The sequence below is a fragment of the Pseudomonas sp. GW821-FHT01A09 genome (assembly GCF_058986725.1).
Window position 1 is genome coordinate 55,368 of the sequence record NZ_JBYSWB010000022.1, and the last position, 20,862, is coordinate 76,229.

Here is a 20,862-nt window from a genome sequence, read left to right on the forward strand (position 1 = left end):
AAGACCATCACCATTGTCAATCGATCTGAGCGATAGTCGGCAGGTCGCACCACAAGAGCCATAATCAGGTGCTGCCCCACAAGAGAGGTCACGATGAACTTGCACTTCGAAGAATTGACGGGCGTCGACGGCACCCGCATCGGCGTCGCTACCCTGGATGCGGAAAAGTCCCTCAACGCCCTGTCGCTGCCGATGATCCAGGCCTTGGCTGCCCGCCTCAAGGACTGGGCCGATGACACCAATATCGACTGCGTGCTGCTGCGCGGCAACGGCGCCAAGGCCTTCTGCGCCGGCGGCGAAGTGCGCAGCCTGGTCGAGGCCTGCCGCTCCCATCCCGGGGAAGTGCCAACGCTGGCGGCGCAGTTCTTTAGCGCCGAATACGCACTGAATTACCAACTGCACACCTATCCCAAGCCGTTGCTGTGCTGGGGCCATGGCTATGTGCTAGGCGGCGGCATGGGGTTACTGCAAGGCAGCAACATACGCATCGTCACCCCCAGCAGCCGCCTGGCGATGCCGGAAGTGACCATCGGCTTGTACCCGGATGTCGGCGCCACCTGGTTCCTGTCGCGGTTGCCGGGCAAGCTCGGCTTGTTCCTGGCCATGACCGGCGCCCAGATCAATGCCCGTGACGCCCTTGATCTGGGTCTGGCCGATCGGTTTTTCGGTGAAGATCAGATCGACGCGCTGATCGATGGTCTGTTGCAGCTCAACTGGCAGGAACAATCCGGCATCCAACTCAACAGCCTGCTCAAGGCATTGCAGACCGAAGCCGCCGCGACTCTCCCTGCCGGGCAGTGGCTGGCTCGGCGCGAGCGTATCGATCAGGCGCTGGATGTGGTCGACCCGGTGGGCGCGTGGCGCGCCGTTTGCCAATTGCGCGATGACAGCGACCCGCTGATCGCCCGTGCGGCGAAGACCATGGCTGAAGGGTGCCCGCTTACCGTGCACCTGATCTGGCAACAATTCCAGCGTGGGCGCTTCATGTCATTGGCGCAGGTATTGCGCATGGAATACACCCTGAGCCTGAACTGCTGCCGTCATCCGGAGTTCAGCGAGGGCGTGCGCGCGCAGCTGATCGACAAGGATAAAGCTCCGCGCTGGCATTGGCCGGACGCAGCCGCAATCCCCCAGGCGGTGGTGGATGCGCACTTCAGCAAGGTCTGGGAAGGCCGCCATCCGCTGGCGGACCTGGCCGAGATAAGTGGCTGAACCCGTAGCGAGGGGGCTTGCCCCCGAAAAATGCAGCCCCCTGACATTTGTGCCAGCCCAGCTTGTCGGGGGCAAGCCCCCTCGCTACATGAAGCAGCGTGCGGCTTATCGGCGGCCAGGCCCGTTACCGCCGCGGTCATGCCCGCCGCCCCCGCGATGGTCGTTGCCGTGACCGCCACCATTGCCGGGAGGCGGGCGATGATCGCCGCCGCCCGGGCGTGGCCCACCGCCCCAACCGGGACCAGGGCCGGGACCGTGACCACCGCCCCAACCCGCACCGGGGCCAGGACCGTGACCGCCACCCCATCCCGGGCCGGGTCCCGGCCTGCCGCCCCAACCTGGGGGCGGGGGACGGTAGTGGGGAGGGGGTACGTAGTAGCGCGGCTGGGGCACCACGTAATAACGCGGCGCAGGGCGGCTGTAGTAATACCCGGTGGAATATTCCGGGCCGTAATAAGCGCGGTTGGAGCTGTATACGTCGGTCTGGTAGTAGCTGCCTCCTTCATAGGGTACGCATGCACTGGTCAACACACTCAGCACTACAAGCAAAAGCATTCGTCGATACATGGGCGGCCTCCTGGACCGCTGAATAGCACGGACCAGCGACGCTGGTCGGCAACCATCACCTGGCGGTGATCGTCACACCATCTGACACAAAAAAGGGTGTCGAGTGCGGTTCAGGCAACGGCTTGATACAAACATTACACAATCCTGACACTTCCTCGCGACGAGCACAAACGCTTGAAAATCAGCGACAAACGGACCAGCGTCCCATGTCGAGATGCAAGTGATTGCGATGCGCGGCGTTGTATTCCGGCCCCAGCACCGTATTGAAGCTGCGACAGGCGCCGCTGCTCACTCGACGCAAAAACAAGGCCTTGTCCCCTCCCCCATTCCAATCGGCCAGCACCGTTATCCGGCGACCGTCCGCCAGGCGAAAACCCGCGACATCCAAGGCATTGGCGCTGGCATGCTGGCTCAAGCGGCCGCTGCTGCGGCTGTAGACGTTACGGCAGGCATAGCTGCCCAAGTGGTCGATCTGGGTGACGGGCTGCGCGAAAATCCGCTGCGCTGCGGGCTGCAACTGATGGCGCTCGAACAGCGCTAGTGCCACCGCCAGCGGGCAAGTGGCGACGAAACTGCTGCTCAGCGCCACGTCCCCTCCCCGCACGCGGATCACGTTCTGCAAGGGGCACTTGGCGGTGGTCGGGGAATCGGCCTGGCGGACGTAACGCAAGCCCGAAGTGGCCAGCGCCTGATCGCACAGCGCCGGATCACCCTGCAGCCTCGAGAGTTTGTAGCCGGTGAGCCAGTTCGGAGCTTCGCGGACATCCAACGGCGCCCAAGGGTCCCAGGCCGGCGGCAGCTGGACCCAACCGCGCCAATACGTTAGCACCGCGCCTGCGGCCAGCAGCAGCACCACCAGCAGCGCCTTCACGATGCGTCAGCGATTGAACAGCCCGTTGAGCTGATCGAAGGGCATCGCTTGCTCGGCATAGCTGAAAGTCCCTTCGCGAATTTCCAGCGCGGCATTGTACAAAGCGCCGTAAGCGCAGCGCGCCAGCGAGGAGCCGACGCTGATACGCTTGACGCCCATGTCCGCCAGCTGCGCCACGCTGAAATCGACACCGCCCAGCCCCATCAGCACGTTGACCGGCTTGGGCGCCAGCGCCTGGACCACCGCGACGATCTGCTCGCGAGTGCGCAGGCCCGGCGCATACAGCACATCAGCACCCGCCTCGGCATACGCCTGCAAGCGGCGGATGGTGTCGTCCAGTTGCTGACGGCCGTGCAGAAAGTTCTCCGCCCGAGCGGTCAGGGTGAAGGCGTAGGGCAACGCGCGCGCCGCCGCTGCGGCCGCCGAGATGCGCTCGACGGCCAACCCCATGGAGTAGATCGGCTCCTGGGCGCGCCCAGTGGCATCCTCGATGGAGCCGCCAACCAGTCCGACGTCGGCCGCATCGGTGATGATCCGGGCGCAGCCCTCGGGGTCGTCGCTGAAGCCGTTCTCAAGGTCGGCAGCCACCGGCAAGGCGGTGGCATCGACGATCGACAGGGCGTTGAGCAAGGTATCTTCCCGGGACAAACGCCCCTCGCCATCCGGACGGCCCTTGGAGTACGCCAGACCGGCGCTGGTGGTGGCCAGCGCTTCGAAGCCGAGACTGGCCAGCAGCTTGGCTGAACCGGCGTCCCAGGGATTGGGAATCACAAAGGCGCCCTCGCGCGCATGCAGCGCTTTGAAAGCTTCTGCCCTCAATGTTCGAACGTCCATGATGGTGACTCCAGCGGCGGGAAACAACGAAATCAGAGTAGCCCCAGCTGCTCGACCGGCGGCGCTCTGTCTATAACAGATAAGGCCGGCAAGCCCGGCAAACGTTCCATCAGGCGTGAGTGAAAACGCTGGGCCAATGCCGGTGCCAGCAGATTGTCCGAGGTGTGCAGAAAGATATAGGGCGCGCGCCCTTCTTCGATCCACGCGGCGATCTTCTCTACCCAAGGCGTAAGGAAGCGTTCGTTGGCTTCAAGTTGCGGGTGACCGATGAAGCGCACCTGCGGGTGCTGGCTGAAGGCCGCAGGGCGCGGCGGCACGCGGGGCTTTTTCGATTGCGCATCGAGCACCGCAGGGTCGCGGGATTCACAGCTGAACAAGGCTCGCGGATCCAGGCAGATACGCTCCACGCCACGGTCGGCCAGCAGATGGTTGAGCAAGCGCTCTTCATCACCTTTGGCGAAGAACGCCGGGTGGCGCACCTCGACGGCCACAGGCCGTTGCAGTTCATCGAGGAACATCGCCAGGGCGCCGAGCTGATCAGGGCCAAAGGTCGCCGGCAACTGCAACCACAGGGGCGCTACCCGCTCGCCCAGTGGCCGGAGCAATTGCACAAAGGTCTCGGCAGCAACCACCTGCTCACGCAAGTCGCCGCCGTGGCTGATATCCCGGGGAAACTTGGCGGTAAAGCGAAAATGCCTGGGCATGCACTGCGCCCATCGGGCCACGGTGGATTCAGCGGGGCGGGCATAAAAGGTGGTGTTGCCTTCGACCGCGTTGAACACCTGGGCATACAGCCCCAGGTAGTCGCTGGCCTTGGCATCCGGCGGGTACAGGTAGTCGCGCCAGGCGTTTTCACTCCAGGAGGGGCAACCGATAAAGTAGGGAAGCGGCGGCAGGCTCAAATGTGAACGTCGAGCCCCAGAACTTCCATGTCCCACTCGACGAAGCTCGAGGTGGTCAGGTAGCTGGTCAAGGCGTGTGCCACGCGGGTACTCATGGAACGCGGGAAGATCATGTCTTGCTGGCGTGCCGGCAGCGTACTGCTGGCGCTGCGGCTGCGAGGCGCTTCCTGAGCGATGAACTCTGCTTCGCCTTCGATCCCTTCGTCGTTATCGTCGACGCGCGCGATCGCCTTGCGAGGCTTGCGCTTCACAGGGTACGAACGAGAGGAAAGGCCATCTACGCGCATAGGTCGGACTCAGTGCAGATACTTGACTACAATGCTGGCAATTTAACGGCACCCCAACAGCGGTGCAATCGTCCAGGTGATAACTAGACCACAGTTATCGCAAATGGTTTGCCAGAAGTCACATCGAGCCGATGAAATACCTGAATCAGCCAAGGATTGCGCTTTTTGCGATATAGAAACTGCGTCCTTCGCGAACATACCTGGCTTCCACAGGCGCACACCTGTGGGAGCAAGGCTTGCCCGCGAAGGGGTCGCCCAAATCCCAACAGATTCAGCGCGCTTTAGGGGTCGCCACCTTGTCACGCAGATATACAGGCTGAGCGAGATCCGCCGGCACCGCCTCACCGCGTGCCCAGGCGAAGCGCGCCAGCGTCAGCAAATCCTGCGCATGGGGCAAGGCACTGGCATCGAACGCGTCCGGCTTGACCGCCAGGCGCTCGGCATAGCCCCAGCCAGTCCCCGCGCCGAACCACTGGCCGCCAGCCGCATCAGGCAATGCCACCCGCTCGGGCGCCAGCACCGCTTCGTCGCCGCGCAAACGCATCTCGCCCTCGACTGCCGCGTAGCACCCCCAATACACCTCATCCATGCGCGCATCGATAGCGGCGGCAACCTGGGCAGCGCCTTGCTGCCGATAGGCGCCCTGGGCCAGCACGGCCAGGTTGGACACCGGCAGCACCGGACGATCAAGCCCGAACGCCAGGCCCTGAACCACGCCGATAGCGATGCGCACCCCGGTAAAGGCCCCGGGCCCGCGACCGAAGGCGATGGCGTCGATGGCCGACAGCGGCGCGCCGACATCGGCCATGATCTGTTTGATCATCGGCAGCAGCTTCTGGGCATGCAGGCGCGGGATCACTTCGTAGTGGCTCAGCACCTTGCCGTCATGCAACACGGCGACGGAACAGGCTTCGGTGGCGGTATCCAGGGCCAACAAGGTGGTCATCGGCAATCTCTATACAGGGCGAGAAAAAAGGAGCGGCATTATAAACGCGAAACGGCCCGCAAGCGGGCCGTTGTCGATACAACCGTGCAATCAGCTCAGCGCGGCCAGCACCTTGGCGGTGATGTCGTCGACCGAGCCCACACCTTCGATGTGGGTGAACTTGGGCTTGCCCTTCTCGGCGGACAGGTCCTGGTAGAACTTGATCAACGGCTCGGTCTGCGAATGGTAGACCGACAGCCGGTGACGCACGGTCTCTTCGGTATCGTCCTTGCGCTGGACCAGTTCGTCGCCAGTGGCGTCGTCCTTGCCGTCGACCTTCGGCGGGTTGTAGACCACGTGATAGACACGGCCCGACGCCTCGTGCACTCGACGACCGGCGATACGCTGAACGATCGCCTCGTCGTCGACGGCGATCTCGACCACGTAATCCAGGGTCACGCCCGCATTGACCAAGGCATCGGCCTGAGGAATGGTGCGCGGAAAACCGTCGAACAGGAAGCCCTTGGCGCAGTCAGCCTGAGCGATACGCTCCTGGACCAGTGCGATGATCAGGTCGTCGGAGACCAGGCCACCGCTGTCCATCACGCTCTTGGCCTTGATGCCCAACTCGGTGCCGGCCTTGACGGCTGCGCGCAGCATGTCGCCGGTGGAGATCTGGGGAATACCGAATTTCTCGGTGATGAACTTTGCCTGAGTACCTTTGCCGGCCCCGGGAGCTCCCAGCAGAATCACGCGCATTGATATGCTCCTCAAAATTTTTATATGAAAACCGTCAAACTTGCCCCCAACAACGCTAACTGCCTGAGGGTTATCCAAAAATCGGTCATGGCCACAAAAAGGGCCAAAAGGCTGATCAAGATACACAGCGTGCAGAGCCCACACAAGCCACCGAAAGTCGCAGGCACCCGCCCCCGGCAAAAGGTGCAACCCGTGGGTGCACCGCCCGCCGAATCAGTGGCCGCAGCGTCGATCCTCGACGCTGACGCTCCCCTTTCCCACCGACCCCAGCGCCGCGGTCCTCAACCGGTGTTGCGCAAGCCTGCGGCGATGCCCGCCACGGTGACCAGCAGCGCCTGTTCCAGAGGGCTGTCGAGGGCCGCCTCGCGCTCGCGGGAGCGGGCCAGGAGCTCGGCCTGCAACTGGTGCAGCGGGTCCAGGTAGGTGTTGCGCAGGCTGATGAATTCAAGGGTTTCAGGGCTGTGGGCGAGCAGCTCGGACTGCCCGGTCAGGCCCAGCACCACGGCGCAGCACTGCGACAATAGGTCGCGCAACTGCGCACCCAGCGGTTGCAGCTCGGCACTCACCAGTCGCTCGTCGTAGAGCCGGGCAATGTCCATGTCGGCCTTGGCCAGGACCATTTCGAGCATGTCGATGCGGGTGCGGAAGAACGGCCACTGCTCGCGCATCTGCGCCAGGCGTTCGCCCTCGCCCCGGGCCAACGCGTTCTCCAGCGCGGCCTCCCAGCCCAGCCAGGCGGGCAGCATCAGGCGCGTCTGGGTCCAGCCGAAAATCCACGGGATGGCCCGCAGGCTTTCGATACCGCCCTGGCGCCGCTTGGCCGGACGGCTGCCCAGCGGCAGGCGCCCGAGTTCCTGCTCCGGGGTCGACTGGCGGAAGTACTCGACGAATTGCGGGTTCTCGCGCACCACAGCGCGGTAAGCCTTGACCCCGTCGGCCGCCATCTGGTCCATCACCGTGCGCCAGGCCGGCTCCGGCATCGGCGGCGGCAACAGGGTCGCCTCCAGCACCGCTGCCAGGTAGAGATTGAGGTTTTGCTCGGCGATGGCCGGCAGACCAAATTTGAAACGAATCATTTCCCCCTGCTCGGTGGTGCGGAAACGCCCGGACACCGACCCCGGTGGTTGCGAGAGGATGGCAGCGTGCGCCGGCCCTCCACCGCGCCCCACCGTGCCACCGCGTCCGTGAAACAACAGCAGCTCGACCTGTTGCTCCTGACAGATCTGCACGAGTTTTTCCTGCGCCCGGTACTGAGCCCAGGCCGCCGCCGTGGTGCCGGCATCCTTGGCCGAATCGGAATAGCCGATCATCACTTCCTGCGGGCCATGCAGGCGGCTGCGGTAGCCGGGCAAGAGCAGCAGTCGCTCGATCACCGGGCCGGCGTTATCCAGATCAGCGAGGGTTTCGAACAACGGCACCACGCGCATGGGCCGCAATATCCCGGCTTCCTTGAGCAACAGTTGCACGGCCAGCACGTCGGAGGCCGCGCCGGCCATGGAGATCACATAGGAGCCCAGCGAAGCCGCAGGCGCCGCCGCCACTTCACGACAGGTGGCAAGAACTTCGGCGGTTTCCGCGCTGGGCTTGAAGTGCCCCGGCAACAACGGTCGCCGACTGGCCAGCTCACGCAGCAAAAACGCGACACGGGCCGCTTCGTCCCATTCGGCATAGCGACCGAGCCCCAGGTAATCGGTGATTTCGCTCATGGCGGCGGTATGCCGAGAGGAGTCCTGACGCACATCCAGACGCACCAGGAACAGCCCGAAGGTCACCGCCCGGCGCAGACAGTCGAGCAGCGGGCCATCGGCGATCACGCCCATGCCGCAGTCATGCAACGACTGGAAACATAATTGCAGCGGTTCGAGCAGTTGGCGATTGTTGTCCAGCACCTCATCACTCGCCGGCTGGGTCTGCACCAGCGAAGCGTGGGCCCAGTTGCGCGTAGCCCGCAGGCGCTCACGCAGCTGCTTGAGCACGGCCCGGTAGGGCTCGGCGGTTTCGCCGACCGCCGCGCGCAACGCCGGGCTGGCCTGCTGCATTGACAGCTCGGCGGCCAGTTGGTCGACGTCGCGCAAAAACAGATCGGCAGCCATCCAGCGCGCCAGCAGCAAGACTTCGCGGGTCACCGCCGCCGTAACGTTGGGGTTGCCATCGCGGTCGCCGCCCATCCACGAAGCAAAGCGCACCGGCGCCGCCTCCAGCGGCAAGCGCAGGCCCGTGGCGGCATGCAGATCGTGGTCGGCTTTGCGCAAGTAGCTGGGAATGGCGTGCCAGAGCGAATGTTCGATCACCGCAAAGCCCCATTTGGCCTCATCCACGGGGGTGGGCCGGGTGCGGCGGATTTCTTCGGTGTGCCAGGCCTCGGCGATCAGGCGTTGCAGGCGCTGCTTGATCAGCTCGCGCTCGGCCGGAATCAGGTCACGGTGATCCTGGGCCGCCAGTTGCGCGGCGATGGCGTCGTACTTCTGGATCAGCGTGCGGCGTGCCACTTCGGTGGGATGGGCGGTAAGTACCAGCTCGATTTCCAGCTTGCCCAGCTGTCGGGCGAGAGAATCGGCGCTATGGCCACTGGCCTTGAGGCGTTCGAGCAATTCCGGCAGTACCCGCGATTCGAAGGGCGCCGGCTGATCGGCGTCCCGGCGATGGATAAGCTGATACTGCTCGGCAATGTTTGCCAGGTTAAGGAACTGGTTGAACGCGCGCGCCACGGGCAGCAGTTCCTCCTCGCCGAGGTCCTTGAGGCTGGAGCTCAACTGCTCGGCGCCATCGTCACCGGTCGCCCGGCGATCGGCCTTGGCGCCGTGGCGTATGCGCTCGATCTTCTGCAGAAACTCGTCGCCATATTGCTCGCGTACGGTATTGCCCAGCAGTTCGCCGAGCAGGTGCACGTCCTCGCGCAAGCGCGCATCGATATCGGTCATCCGTACTCTCCGTGTCTTGGCATTGTTGTCGGGGCTACAGGAACTGATTCACGGCTAAAGAGCAGGCCGCGCGCTGGCGGACGGTGAACAATCAGGCCGCGCGCCGCTCTAAACCCTAGAGTGCCCATCGTCATGCATTCTTACAATAGTGCATCGAACCGGATGGGGAACCCGCCGCCTGATGAGGTCCATATGAAGATTCGCGAGCTCGCGCAACACTGGGAAGCAAGTGCCAAAGGCCGCCTGACCGACACCGGCTACAACATTCATCTGGACGTCGAGTCGGCCGCCCGCCTGGCCGCGCTGACCGAGATGTACCCCAAGCACCATCCGGAAGAGCTGCTCGGCGAGTTGATCGGTGCAGCCTTGGAGGAGCTGGAAGCCAGCTTCCCGTACGTCAAGGGCACCAAGGTGATCGCCACCGACGAGGAAGGCGATCCGATGTACGAAGATGTGGGCGCCACGCCGCGATTTCTCGCGCTGTCACGTCAGCGCCTGCAGGATCTCACTTCCCCGGACTGACCCGTCTGGACTGCATCTGAGGCGAGCAGCCAAGCCTGCTCGCCGCTGTCGATTTGCGTCAGCCAATCAGCGCCAGAAAAACTTCCGATCGGGAATTTTTCTGAACTATTCAAAAATCCCTTGAGTCCCAAAGTTTAGCCATTACAGAAAAAGGCATCTTGGCATGACGCCCACAACAGGCGCAGCAAGCCCGCCGCTGTCATGGATATTCGTTGTTTTGGGAGTTTTCCAATGGAGTTGAAAATTATGAAGACCCGTCCTGCCCTCACTGCTTTTCCTCAACTGCGCGGGCTCAAGCTGGCTGCCCTGGCGCTGGGTTCGAGCCTCATCCTGGCCGGTTGCGCCGGCAACCCGCCGACCGAGCAATACGCCCTGGCACAATCGGCGGTCAATAGCGCGGTCAGCGCTGGCGGCACCGAATACGCCGCCGTGGAAACCAAGTCCGCTCAGGACAAGTTCAAGCAGGCCGAGCTGGCCATGCACGATGAAAACTACGAACAGGCCAAGGTTTACGCCGAACAGGCCGAGTGGGATGCCCGCGTCGCCGAGCGCAAGGCCCAGGCCGTGAAAGCCCAGAAAGCCGTTCAGGATGCCAATCAGGGCGTGCAGGACATCCGCAAGGAAGGTCAGTACAACCTCCAGCAGCCCGCTCAGTAAGCGCTGCACTGATTCGACATCGCATCGAGAATTGATAAAAGGACTACCGCTATGCGCAAGCAATTGATGATCCCTGCCCTGCTGGCCCTGAGCGTCGGCCTGGCCGCCTGCTCCACGCAACCCAACGCCCAACTCGAACAAGCCCGCACCAACTTCTCCGGACTGCAAAGCAATCCGAAATCCACCACCCTCGCCGCCCTGGAAACCAAGGACGCCTCGGAATGGCTGGACAAGGCCGACCAGGCCTATCGCAACAAGGATGACGAGAAGAAAGTCACCCAGATCTCCTACCTCGCCAACCAGCGCGTAGAAGTGGCGAAAGAAACCATCGCCCTGCGCTCGGCTGAAGAGGAGCTGAAAAACTCCGCCGCCAAGCGTGCCCAGGCGCAACTGGACAACCGCGATGCGCAGATCAAGAAGCTGCAGCAAAGCCTGAACGCCAAGCAGACCGACCGCGGCACCCTGGTGACCTTCGGCGACGTGCTGTTCGACGTCAACAAGGCTGACCTGAAGTCGACGGGCCTGGTCAACGTCAACAAGCTTGCTCAGTTCCTGCAGGAAAACCCGGATCGCAAAGTGATAGTCGAGGGTTACACCGACAGCACCGGTGCCGCCTCCTACAACCAGAGCCTGTCCGAGCGTCGCGCCGGTTCCGTACGCCTGGCGCTGGTGAAGATGGGCGTTGATCCATCCCGCGTGGTCTCCCAGGGCTATGGCAAGGAATACCCGGTCGCTGACAACAACAGCGCCTCGGGCCGCGCCATGAACCGTCGGGTGGAAGTGACCATTTCCAACGACAACCAGCCGGTTGCCCCACGCTCTTCGGTGCAGTGACAGCGCGCCGCTGAACGTTGAAAGAATCCCGCCGCCCTGGCGGGATTTTTATGCCTGCTCACTAGCACCACCACTGCTCGACCCGGTAGCAGGCATGTACCGCCCGGCCCTGCTCGGTCGGTGGATCAATAGCGCCTTCGATCCCAGTGGAAGAGAGCGCCATGACCGACAGCAAAAGCACATCGCCGACCCGCCAATACGACACCCTCGTGTCCCCCCTCGAATCCTCCGACGAGCCGACCTGGCTGCGCAACGCGGCACCTCAGGAACGTCGCCGCCTGTTGGACCACCAGCGCAGTGGCCGCGAGGCCCGGCGCGAAGCCACCCAGGCGTTCGCCGCCCTGCCCAGCCTTTATCATCACCACCGCGCCGACCTTACCCAGAACGATGCGGCGACCATCACGCCGCAGGCGCTCCTCGCTCTGCAACCAGCGGCAGACGCCGGCTACATCGACGAACTGACCCAAGCGCTGGCCAGCTCGGCCCTGCGCACCACCCAGCAAGAGGCCTATCTGGCCACCTTGCGCGAGGAGTTCAGCCGGGCGACGCTCAAAGGCACCCTGGGCAAGGAAGGCAAGGTCCTGATGGAATGGATCATCGGTGCCTTCCACAGCGGCTCGCCGGAATTCAAGGACCAAGGCCCGTACATCAACGCCGGGGTCGCGGTCTGTTCGGCACTGCAACTGCACGGCGACATCGTGCTGAGCGACATCATCCTGTTCGGCCCGGATGACGACGACACCCCCTGCGTGGCCTTCGTCCCGGGCCATCCCCGGCATCCATTGAAACAGTATCCGACCCGCAAGCACTGCTTCACCGGCCTGCGCCGCGACCTGCTGGAGGCCGAGTTCCAACAGTACTTCAGCCGCTTCATGCCATTGGCACACCGGCAACGACTGCAGGCCAGCTGCTCGGGGCGGCAGGCGGTGCTCGATCTGCCCATGGCCACTGTGCCACTGGAGCAGGGCCTGCGTACTTACGCCCACGCCCGGATGGTCGCCCGGCTGCTCGCCGATGCGCGCTATCTGATTGCGCTCGATACCTCCTCCGCCAAGGCGCTGGAGGATGCAAATCCCCAGTATGGCGACCTGCTGCAGGAGCACTTGCTGCTGGGCGCTGGGGCCGCTATCAGCCCCGGCGAAGAGCATGAAGGACGTGCTCCTTCAGATTGGCTCGCGCCCTTCAGAGCGGTAAAGCTGCAAGACGCGGGCAGCTACCGGCGCTGGTTGCCGGACCTCAGCGAATACCGTCTCGATAGCGCCAACAGCCCGACCGGCCAGCCGGACGAGCAAGGGGTCTATACCGTGGGCGAGCATCAGGCCATCGCCATCAATCAAGCGTTCTACCGGGTCGAAAAGACCAGCAAGGGCGATTGGCGCCTGCTTCATCCCGGCGCCTCGAATGTCTACCTGCCGGAATTGCGCCATAACGCCGCCGGCGCGTGGCACCACAGTCTGGAGCAACCGCAGCACTGGGACCGCGTGGCCCTGCTGCGTCGCCTCGGGCCGCTGAGCGCGAACTTCAGCGACGAACGCCTGCTGGAGCTGGGTCGCGTGAGTGGCGTCAGCAATGCCGAGCTGCGCCTTGTCTATCAGCTGGACCAACCGGTGCCGAACCTGCTGCTTTATGTGCTGCAGCGTGCCCGCCTGCAGGATGACGTCAGCGCAATCATGGCGCTGATCGCCAAGGGCATGCCGGTGCCCGAGGACTACCAGGTCCCGCAGCTGCAGGCCTTCTATGCCGCTGTGGCCCTGCGCAACGGCCAGCAACCCCGGCCGCGGCGCGTGACCCGCAGCGGCGAGACCACCCCGCCGCCGTGCGACGACACCTGTAGCCCGCCGCCCCTGGACCTCTATCTGCAGTGGTTCCCGCGGCTTAGCCGGGCCATTGTCACCCACCGCTTCGAACTCTCGCAGCTGAACACCGATCATGCCGTTCTGGAACTGCATCGGCGCTACCCGCATATGCCTGTCAGCGTTGCCCAGCGCATGCTGGACTTCAGCCGCGATGGGGTGCGCGCCGCGCTGGAGAGTCAAGGCATGGCCTTGCCACTGGACGCCGCCCAGCAAGCTCAGATGCTGGAACACGACGCCCGACTGACTCGCGCACTGGAAGGCTTCACCGCGCCCGCCTCGATCAATGAAGACACCCTGATCCTGGCCGTGCGCCTGCTCGAATACTGCGACGGCTGGCAGAGCGGTACCGCCCTGCTGCTGCGCCGTGGCGATCGCTTCGGCACGCCATTGGCGGAACTGGGCGAGACCGACGTCGAGACCACCTCGGTGTATCTGGACGACGAAGAGGGCTGGAGCACCCACACCTCGACCCAAGTGGTACTGGCCCAGGACATGACCGAATACGGTTTCTATCGTGCGCTGCTCTATGCGTTCACCCCGCGCCAGCGCGCCTTGCTGGGCGTGGGCCTCAGTGAACCCGAGCGCCTCTACCAGCTCCTGCGCGAAATGGCGCTGGCAAGGCCGATCCGAGCTCGCTTGCTGCTCGGCCTGCCGGTGCAACGCAGCTGGTTGACACCCCCGGCGGCAGAAGCGCTACGCCGTACCCCGGCGGAGGGCGAAGATGACCTGTTTCTGCGCGAACCGGCCCCAAGACGTCTGGAACGCTTGATTACCCAGACCCGCATGGTCGTACCCTTCATGACTACCGAGCGTTACCTCAACCACCTGCTGGACCGCAACGAGCCGATCACCGCGCATATCAGCGAACTGGAACAGCAGCGCCATCAGCTCGACATTGCGCTGGGCGCCTGGGTCGCCAGCACCACCGACGCTACCGTGCAAGCGCTCCGCACTCACGCGGCCCACCAGTTGATTCGCGGCTGGGAAGGCCAGCTCGTGCAACAGGAACAAAGCCTGCAACTGGACAACCACTTGATTGGCGAGGTCCCGCCCCTGCCCGTGATGCTGCCAGCGGTCCAGTCGTTGCGCATCATGGATATCCGGCAGCTTCAAGGCCTGCCGACGCTGCTGGAGCATTTGCCTAATCTGCAGCGCCTGGAGCTGATCAATATGCCCCTGACCGAGCTGCCCGACGCGCTGTCGAGTTTACGCCAGCTACGCTTGCTCAATCTGTCTCGCACCGAGCTGACACCGTCCGCGCTGTCAGGGGTAGGCTCGCTGGCAAACCTGCAGACGCTGATCCTCAACGACATGGACAGCGCGCAGATGGAGTGGACGGCTCATGACATGACCCGTCTGACCGCCAGCGGCTCGCTGCAGACCCTCACCCTGCAGAATTCGAACGCGACCTTCGGCACCGGCGTGTTTGCGGCATTGGGCAGGTTGACGGACTTGATGACGCTCAACCTGAGCGACAATGCCATCACGCTCAGCGATGCCGACGTCATCGACCTCGGCACCCTGCAGCAACTGCGCAGCCTCGATCTGTCCCGCAACCCCCTGGGGCAAATGCCGAATCTGTCGAGCCTGCGGTCTCTCGAGGAGGTCGACCTGTCATATCTGCAAGGGGCGATCGATACATGGCCGCAAGGGCTCGAACAGTTGCCGCTGATCCGCGACGCCGACCTGCGCCATCTCGCTATCGCCAGCGTGCCTGAGGGCGCTGGGCGGACCCGCGGGCTGCGCATGTCGAGTGCGGCCCTGGAGGAAACGCAACGCGTACGCTTCGAGGCGGAAATGATCGCCGCAGGCAACGACGATTCCGATAGGTCCACCGACTACGATTCCGATTCCCAAGGCTCCTCGGGCGAAGACGGTCCGCAGGTACGCGACCAGCGCGCCCTGCGCGACGCGCCAGGGCTGTTCGAGGGCATGTCCAGCGGCGACCGTTCCCAGGCCACCCTGCTGCTGAACCCAGGCGAGTCGTCGATCGCCGAGTTCTTCGCCCTGCTGCTGCGCATCGATGTCTCGCAACCCGCGCAACAGCCCGGGGCGAACATGCGCGCGCGGATTCAGGCGCTGATTCGTGGAGCCTTCAATCCCGAGTTGCGCCAGGCACTGCAGGAGCAGGCTCGACAGGCGGTCAGTTGCGTGGACCGCGATGCCGTGGTGTTCTCGCAAATGGAAAACCTGCTGCACGCCGATCTGGCGCTGGCCAAGGCCGATGATGCGAACGCAGCCGGCGAGCTCATCGCCATGGCCACCAGTCACTGGCGGGTGCACCGTCTCAAGGAACATGTCACCGCCAACATCGACGGCTGGCGCCGGGCGGGGCATCAGATCGACTACAGCGAGATCGAACTGTATTTCCGCATCGCCCTGGCCACGCGCCTGGGGCTTCGGGATCAGCCTGCCAGCCAGATGTTTACCAGCTACACCCGCTGGGTAACCCCGGAAATGCTCGACGCCGCCTACTCGGCGGTGCTGGCGCCACAGGCCGAGCTGCTGCCCCACTACCTGTTCGAACAACCTTACTGGCAGCGCTTCCTCGACTCGGCCCATGCCACACAGATCGAGGCCATTAACCAGTGGCGCGACCGCATCGGTGAGTATCTGGATGCAGCGAGCGGCGATGACGAGCTACCGCCGCAGTTGAGCGAGGTGGAGCGCGAGCACTTGCGTCAGGTGCTGATCGGCAGCGGGCAACTGAGCCGGCTCGATCCGTTGCCGCCGGTAGTCAGCCTTAACAGCAACCAGTACCGGGCGGCCTATGAGGCGCTGGCCAGACGCGTGGCCCAGGCGCGCCTGGACCTGACTCACGCGCTGCTGGAACCGCAACCCGGGCCTTCCTCGCGCCCTTGATTGGGCGTGTAACCCGGCCGCACATCGTTGATGTGCGGCCTTTCTTCGCTTGTGCAGCCGCCGCGCTCAGTGGCCGCTGCTCCCGCCATCGTCAGGAATTTGCGCCAGGCGGCGCAGGCCGCTGAAACGGTGCGGATCGTCCAGAAAACTCAACATCACCGTGCGCCAGGTCGGATCGGCGAAAGTCTGCACGTGGGGCCCGCGGGTCAATTGCAGCACCCGCGGCGGCGGTGCAATGCGGTACAGGGCGATAGCGTTGCGCACCGGCACCACCGTGTCGTCGACGCTGTGAAAGTACAGCTGCGGCACGCCCTTGAGACGCATCACCGAGCGTATCGCGCTGTCGCCGTCGGGCACCAACCAGGACAACGGCACCTGCAATGGCCAGGTCAGCCACGACTCACTCAACGCGTATTGGCCGATGTCCCGGTAACTGGCCGGTACCCCGTCGAACACCAGCGCCTTGAAGGTGCGCAAACGCTCGGGATGCTCGCCCAGATAGTGAATGGCCATGGCACCACCGAGGCTCTGGGCCAGCAACACGCGTGGCACGCTCTGCGCCTCGGGCGCCTGATCGAGCCAGCCCAGCGCCGCGTCGATATCCTCGTACACCGCTGGCAACCTGGGCTTGCCGGTCGAGAGGCCATAGCCGCGGTAGTCGATCATCAACACCTGATAGCCCTGCTCCGGTAGCCACCAACTGCCACCGAGCTGCGTGGCCATATTGCCGCCGTTGCCGTGCAGGAACAGCACCGTGCCCTTGACCGCCACCCCGGCCTTGGCCGGCAACCACCAGGCGTTGAGGCGCGTGCCGTCCTTGGCTTGCAGCGTCAGATCCCGGTATTGCAGGTGAGCGACGGCAGGCGTGAACGGCTGGCCCCGCTCGGGATAGAACAGCAGTTGACTGCAACCCGCGAGGCCGAGCAGCACGATCAGCAGGCCGAGGCGCGCAACATCAGAGAATGTTCGAGTAATCCGCTTCAATACGATCCAGGCTCAAGTGATTGAGGAAGTTGGAAAAGCACATCCAGGCCGACAGCGCGTTCATGTCGCGAAACTGATCGGGCAGGTACTTGGGCGGCACCACCAGGCCTTCGTCCACCAACTGGCGCAGGGTGCGCATGTCCTCGAGGGTGGTCTTGCCGCAGAACAGCAGCGGCACCTGCTCCAGCTTGCCTTTGCGCACGGCCAGCTGGATGTAGTTGTAGACCATGATGAAGCCCTTGAGATACGACAGGTCCTTGGTGAACGGCAGGCCGGTCGGCGTCGAACCGCGGAACACCCGGCTGGCGTTGCCGTAGCTCTCAGCCATCTCGAAACCCTGCTCGCGGAAGAACTCGAACACCTGGAGAAAATCCGCCCCCTCCTCGACCATGTGGATCGCCCGCGTACGGTTGGTCAGCTTGCGCAGCCGCGACGGATAGGAGGCGAAGGTGATGATTTCCATAAGGATGGCCAGGCCTTCCTGGGTCACCGTCGACGAGGGCGGGCCCTTGGACAGGAAGGTGCAGATGGGCTGATTCTGCCCGTTGAGGGTGGTGCCGACATGCACCAGGCCCTCGTGCACTTCCAGGGCGCGCACGTCACGTTCGTTGAACAGGGCGTCGCTGCGCACCTTGATGTAATCGGCGCCGGCAGCGGCGTCGGCGACGATACCGTCGGACTCGAACACGCGGATGGTGCTTTCGGCCTCGCCGAACACGCGGTTGAGGCGGGTTTGCAGCAGCGCCACGGCGTCCTTGGCGGTCAAGGTCTTGGCTTCATCCTTGAGGTCGCCACGCCCGGCGATGTTGTTGAGGTAGTCTGAGAGCATCAGGCCAAGGTCGGCCAGGGTCGGATCGCCAGCGTGGAAGGCATCCGATGCCGCGCCGTAGAGCTCCTGAGAGATCAGACCGAAGTCTTCGGTACCGCGTGCTTCGAGCATGCGCACCACCATGCGGTATTCCTTGCACATGCGCCGCATGATCTGCCCGACCGGGCTGAACTGGCCCAGGCGCCGAGTGATGTCTCGCTCGATGTTCTGGAATTCCAGCTTCACCGCGCTGGAGTCGAACGCCAGCGGACGATTCTGATACCAGGCACGGTCAACCTCTGGCAGGGCTTTGCCTTTGGCCTTGAGGAATGCCTGCTTGATGCTGTCGTCCCACTTGACGGCGTCGAGTACCCGAATGGGTGTCTGCGCGGCGACGATGCGGTCGGACAGCGTGCGTATGGTCTGCTGGTACTCGTCCAAAACCCCTTCCCTCGCTGGTGAAGCCGTCCGCTGCTCGGGCGGCGGTGTTGCTGTGGGTGCCGGCCGGATCAGGCGGCGGCCAGGACCCGATGCATATAGCGCGTCAGGATACCGAGCATCTCGGCGTCCGTGGCGCTGTTACCTGGGTTCAGCAGGCCTTGATACTCCATCCGACCGATGAGCGCCGTCAACACCTTGGCGTCTTCTTGCGGCTCGCGGGCGCCCAGCACTTGCAGCAACTGGCAGGCGCCCTGCAGCAGGATTCCCTGATGCGCACGCACCAGCTCGGCCAGCCGCGCCGACAGCAAGGCTTCCTGACGAAACGCCTGTTCGGCCATCAGGTAGTCGCGGCGGGTGCGCAACTGGTGCTGGACATAGTCGGCAGTGGTCCGGGCAATGTCGTCGGCCAGGCGCGAACGAGCCTCGGCGCTGCGCTCGCCACGGGCCGCCATCTGCCGCAACAGCTCTTCGTTGTCGGTCCACAAGCGGGCCAGATAGGCGGCGCTGCGCTCTACGTACTGGGCGAAGGTGTCGGTGAGCAGGTCTTCGATGTCGTTGAAGTAATAGGTGGTCGCCGACAGCGGCACGTTGGCCTCAGCGGCCACGGCGCGGTGGCGCACGCCGCGAACGCCATCGCGCACAACGATGCGCATGGCGGCATCGAGAATGTCCTGGCGGCGCTGTTCACTGCCTTGGCGGCTGGCCTTGCGGCCCTGATAACGAACGCTGTTTGCCACGTCGGTGGCCAGGCCGGCTGCGCCCTGTGGTGTCGTTGCGGGGATCACTTACAGACTTTCCTTGTGTGTAATGGATTTCTACGGTGTCAGTACCGGCCCCTTCGCAGGCAAGCCTTGCTCCCACAACTGCAGCGTCGTCCGCCGGTGAGAGCAAGGGCCCTTTCTAGGGCAAGACTTGCTCCCACAATGCAAGCCGATGCAGCGTCGTACCCCCGTAGGAGCCGGGCTTGCCCGCGAAGAGGCCGGTGTGTGTTGCACAAAAAAGCCGCCCTTGCGAGGCGGCGTTTTCATTCACGGCATCAGGCTTGCGGGCGCATGTGCGGGAACAGGATCACATCGCGGATCGACGGCGAGTTGGTCAGCAACATCACCAGGCGATCGATACCGATGCCTTCACCCGCCGTTGGCGGCATGCCGTACTCCAGGGCGCGGACGAAGTCGGCGTCGTAGTGCATGGCTTCGTCGTCGCCTGCGTCCTTGTCCGCCACCTGGGCCATGAAGCGCTCGGCCTGGTCCTCGGCATCGTTCAACTCGGAGTAGGCGTTGGCGATCTCGCGGCCACCGATGAACAGCTCGAAGCGATCGGTGACATTGGGGTTGTCATCGTTGCGACGGGCCAGCGGCGACACTTCGAACGGGTACTGAGTGATGAAGTGCGGCTGCTCCAGCTTGTGCTCGACCAGCTCTTCGAAAATCATCACCTGCAGCTTGCCCAGGCCTTCGAAGCCGAGCACCTTGGCGCCGGCCTTCTTGGCGATGGCACGGGCCTTGTCGATGTCGGTGAGATCATCGGCGCTCAGCTCGGGGTTGTACTTGAGGATCGAGTCGAACACCGACAGACGCACGAACGGCTCGCCGAAGTGGAACACCTTGTCGCCGTACGGCACGTCGGTGCTGCCCAGCACCAGCTGCGCCAGTTCCCGGAACAGCTCTTCGGTGAGGTCCATGTTGTCTTCGTAGTCGGCGTGAGCCTGGTAGAACTCGAGCATGGTGAACTCGGGGTTGTGCCGGGTCGAAACACCTTCGTTACGGAAGTTGCGGTTGATCTCGAAGACCTTCTCGAAACCACCGACCACCAGCCGCTTGAGGTACAGCTCGGGGGCGATGCGCAGGAACATCGGCATGTCCAGCGCGTTGTGGTGGGTTTCGAACGGCTTGGCGGCGGCGCCGCCAGGGATGGTCTGCAGCATCGGCGTCTCGACTTCGAGGAAGTCGCGCTGGCTCAGGAAGCTGCGGATGTGGGCGATGACCTGCGAACGCACGCGGAAGGTCTGGCGCACGTCTTCGTTGACGATCAGGTCGACGTAGCGCTGGCGATAGCGTTGCTCGGTATCGGACAGCCCGTGGTGCTTGTCGGGCAGCGGCCGCAACGACTTGGTCAGCAGGCGCACGGTGGTCATTTCGACGTACAGGTCGCCCTTGCCAGAACGCGCCAGGGTGCCTTCGGCGGCGATGATGTCGCCCATGTCCCAGGTCTTGACCGACGCCAGGGTCTCTTCGGGCAGGGTCTTGCGATTGACGTAGACCTGGATGCGACCGGTCATGTCCTGGATCACCATGAACGAGCCACGGTTGAGCATGATACGACCCGCCACCTTGACCGGGATGGCCGCTGCTTCCAGTTCTTCCTTGGTCTTGTCGACGTACTGCTTCTGCAGGTCGGCTGCATAGCTGTCACGGCGGAAGTCGTTGGGGAAGGCCTGGCCCTTGGCGCGCTCGGCAGCAAGCTTTTCCTTGCGCAGGGCGATCAGGGAGTTTTCTTCCTGTTGCAGGGCTTGCGGGTCGAGTTGTTGGTCGCTCATGTCTTTAGATTTTCCATCACGGGGTTGTTGCCCCTGCCTTGCGGCAGGGATCGCGGGCCAGCCATGCCCCCGCTCGCGCGG

16 protein-coding genes are annotated in these 20,862 nt (G+C 63.9%); 5 read left to right on the top strand and 11 right to left on the bottom strand.

Translation table 11 applies throughout. The features are described 5' to 3' along the window. The first annotated feature begins 93 nt into the window (after nucleotides 1-93). Nucleotides 94-1,212 carry an enoyl-CoA hydratase/isomerase DspII gene (gene dspII, locus AC3WJP_RS21715; protein WP_493722944.1) on the top strand — a complete coding sequence of 373 codons (1,119 nt, stop codon included), beginning with the start codon at nucleotides 94-96 and terminating at the stop codon, nucleotides 1,210-1,212. A gap of 748 nt (nucleotides 1,213-1,960) precedes the next feature. Here the strand turns inward: dspII and AC3WJP_RS21720 are convergent. The 7 genes from AC3WJP_RS21720 to ppc form a co-directional block, all read right to left on the bottom strand. Beyond that, entirely contained in the window at nucleotides 1,961-2,650 is a 690-nt protein-coding gene (locus tag AC3WJP_RS21720) for an extensin-like domain-containing protein (RefSeq protein WP_493722943.1), read from the bottom strand. Between the two features lie 6 nt (nucleotides 2,651-2,656). Next, on the bottom strand, nucleotides 2,657-3,484 hold the full coding sequence (locus AC3WJP_RS21725; protein ID WP_493722942.1) for an isocitrate lyase/PEP mutase family protein: 828 nt from the start codon (nucleotides 3,482-3,484) through the stop codon (nucleotides 2,657-2,659). 32 nt (nucleotides 3,485-3,516) lie between these two features. After that, entirely contained in the window at nucleotides 3,517-4,386 is an 870-nt protein-coding gene (locus tag AC3WJP_RS21730; RefSeq protein WP_493722941.1) for a DUF72 domain-containing protein, read from the bottom strand. Beyond that, complete coding sequence (locus tag AC3WJP_RS21735) at nucleotides 4,383-4,673, bottom strand: hypothetical protein (RefSeq protein WP_493722940.1); 291 nt, start codon at nucleotides 4,671-4,673, stop codon at nucleotides 4,383-4,385. The genes AC3WJP_RS21730 and AC3WJP_RS21735 overlap by 4 nt, the downstream gene beginning before the upstream one ends. A gap of 271 nt (nucleotides 4,674-4,944) precedes the next feature. Beyond that, nucleotides 4,945-5,619 carry a tRNA (adenosine(37)-N6)-threonylcarbamoyltransferase complex dimerization subunit type 1 TsaB gene (gene tsaB / locus AC3WJP_RS21740; protein ID WP_493722939.1) on the bottom strand — a complete coding sequence of 225 codons (675 nt, stop codon included), beginning with the start codon at nucleotides 5,617-5,619 and terminating at the stop codon, nucleotides 4,945-4,947. Nucleotides 5,620-5,709: 90 nt separating this feature from the next. Next, nucleotides 5,710-6,357 carry an adenylate kinase gene (gene adk, locus AC3WJP_RS21745; protein ID WP_493722938.1) on the bottom strand — a complete coding sequence of 216 codons (648 nt, stop codon included), beginning with the start codon at nucleotides 6,355-6,357 and terminating at the stop codon, nucleotides 5,710-5,712. Nucleotides 6,358-6,638: 281 nt separating this feature from the next. Further along, a complete protein-coding gene (gene ppc / locus AC3WJP_RS21750; RefSeq protein ID WP_493722937.1) occupies nucleotides 6,639-9,278 on the bottom strand; it encodes a phosphoenolpyruvate carboxylase in 2,640 nt (879 codons plus the stop codon). Between the two features lie 192 nt (nucleotides 9,279-9,470). On the opposite strand from ppc, the gene AC3WJP_RS21755 reads away from it, so the two are divergent. The 4 genes from AC3WJP_RS21755 (at nucleotide 9,471) to AC3WJP_RS21770 (ending at nucleotide 16,009) form a co-directional block, all read left to right on the top strand. Next, the gene (locus tag AC3WJP_RS21755) at nucleotides 9,471-9,800 is read left to right on the top strand and encodes a pilin assembly protein (protein WP_493722936.1); all 330 of its coding nucleotides are present in this window, start codon (nucleotides 9,471-9,473) and stop codon (nucleotides 9,798-9,800) included. Nucleotides 9,801-10,031: 231 nt separating this feature from the next. After that, the gene (locus tag AC3WJP_RS21760) at nucleotides 10,032-10,457 is read left to right on the top strand and encodes a DUF4398 domain-containing protein (RefSeq protein WP_493722935.1); all 426 of its coding nucleotides are present in this window, start codon (nucleotides 10,032-10,034) and stop codon (nucleotides 10,455-10,457) included. 51 nt (nucleotides 10,458-10,508) lie between these two features. Further along, nucleotides 10,509-11,291 (top strand): lipotoxin F family OmpA-related lipoprotein LptF, encoded by a 783-nt coding sequence (lptF, locus tag AC3WJP_RS21765; protein ID WP_493722934.1) that lies wholly within the window; start codon nucleotides 10,509-10,511, stop codon nucleotides 11,289-11,291. A gap of 161 nt (nucleotides 11,292-11,452) precedes the next feature. Continuing rightward, a complete protein-coding gene (locus AC3WJP_RS21770; RefSeq protein ID WP_493722933.1) occupies nucleotides 11,453-16,009 on the top strand; it encodes an NEL-type E3 ubiquitin ligase domain-containing protein in 4,557 nt (1,518 codons plus the stop codon). A 66-nt stretch (nucleotides 16,010-16,075) separates the two neighbouring features. Here the strand turns inward: AC3WJP_RS21770 and AC3WJP_RS21775 are convergent, their stop codons facing one another. From AC3WJP_RS21775 to lysS, 4 genes are all read right to left on the bottom strand, one after another. Beyond that, nucleotides 16,076-16,993, bottom strand: coding sequence for an alpha/beta hydrolase (locus AC3WJP_RS21775; RefSeq protein ID WP_493722932.1), 918 nt, complete (start codon nucleotides 16,991-16,993; stop codon nucleotides 16,076-16,078). Then, the gene (locus AC3WJP_RS21780) at nucleotides 16,965-18,242 is read right to left on the bottom strand and encodes a flavohemoglobin expression-modulating QEGLA motif protein (protein ID WP_493722931.1); all 1,278 of its coding nucleotides are present in this window, start codon (nucleotides 18,240-18,242) and stop codon (nucleotides 16,965-16,967) included. The genes AC3WJP_RS21775 and AC3WJP_RS21780 overlap by 29 nt, the downstream gene beginning before the upstream one ends. Before the next feature lie 68 nt (nucleotides 18,243-18,310). Continuing rightward, entirely contained in the window at nucleotides 18,311-19,024 is a 714-nt protein-coding gene (locus tag AC3WJP_RS21785; protein ID WP_493722992.1) for a TetR/AcrR family transcriptional regulator, read from the bottom strand. Nucleotides 19,025-19,278: 254 nt separating this feature from the next. After that, nucleotides 19,279-20,781 (bottom strand): lysine--tRNA ligase, encoded by a 1,503-nt coding sequence (gene lysS / locus AC3WJP_RS21790; RefSeq protein ID WP_493722930.1) that lies wholly within the window; start codon nucleotides 20,779-20,781, stop codon nucleotides 19,279-19,281. Nucleotides 20,782-20,862: the final 81 nt, after the last annotated feature.

What these genes read in the sequence shown, in the direction of transcription:
- lptF (WP_493722934.1), top strand. Translation starts at nt 10,509, where the DNA reads ATGCGCAAGCAATTGATGATCCCTGCCCTGCTGGCCCTGAGCGTCGGC.
- tsaB (WP_493722939.1), bottom strand. Translation starts at nt 5,619, where the DNA reads ATGACCACCTTGTTGGCCCTGGATACCGCCACCGAAGCCTGTTCCGTC.
- lysS (WP_493722930.1), bottom strand. Translation starts at nt 20,781, where the DNA reads ATGAGCGACCAACAACTCGACCCGCAAGCCCTGCAACAGGAAGAAAAC.
- AC3WJP_RS21770 (WP_493722933.1), top strand. Translation starts at nt 11,453, where the DNA reads ATGACCGACAGCAAAAGCACATCGCCGACCCGCCAATACGACACCCTC.
- adk (WP_493722938.1), bottom strand. Translation starts at nt 6,357, where the DNA reads ATGCGCGTGATTCTGCTGGGAGCTCCCGGGGCCGGCAAAGGTACTCAG.
- dspII (WP_493722944.1), top strand. Translation starts at nt 94, where the DNA reads ATGAACTTGCACTTCGAAGAATTGACGGGCGTCGACGGCACCCGCATC.
- AC3WJP_RS21735 (WP_493722940.1), bottom strand. Translation starts at nt 4,673, where the DNA reads ATGCGCGTAGATGGCCTTTCCTCTCGTTCGTACCCTGTGAAGCGCAAG.
- ppc (WP_493722937.1), bottom strand. Translation starts at nt 9,278, where the DNA reads ATGACCGATATCGATGCGCGCTTGCGCGAGGACGTGCACCTGCTCGGC.
- AC3WJP_RS21725 (WP_493722942.1), bottom strand. Translation starts at nt 3,484, where the DNA reads ATGGACGTTCGAACATTGAGGGCAGAAGCTTTCAAAGCGCTGCATGCG.
- AC3WJP_RS21760 (WP_493722935.1), top strand. Translation starts at nt 10,032, where the DNA reads ATGGAGTTGAAAATTATGAAGACCCGTCCTGCCCTCACTGCTTTTCCT.
- AC3WJP_RS21755 (WP_493722936.1), top strand. Translation starts at nt 9,471, where the DNA reads ATGAAGATTCGCGAGCTCGCGCAACACTGGGAAGCAAGTGCCAAAGGC.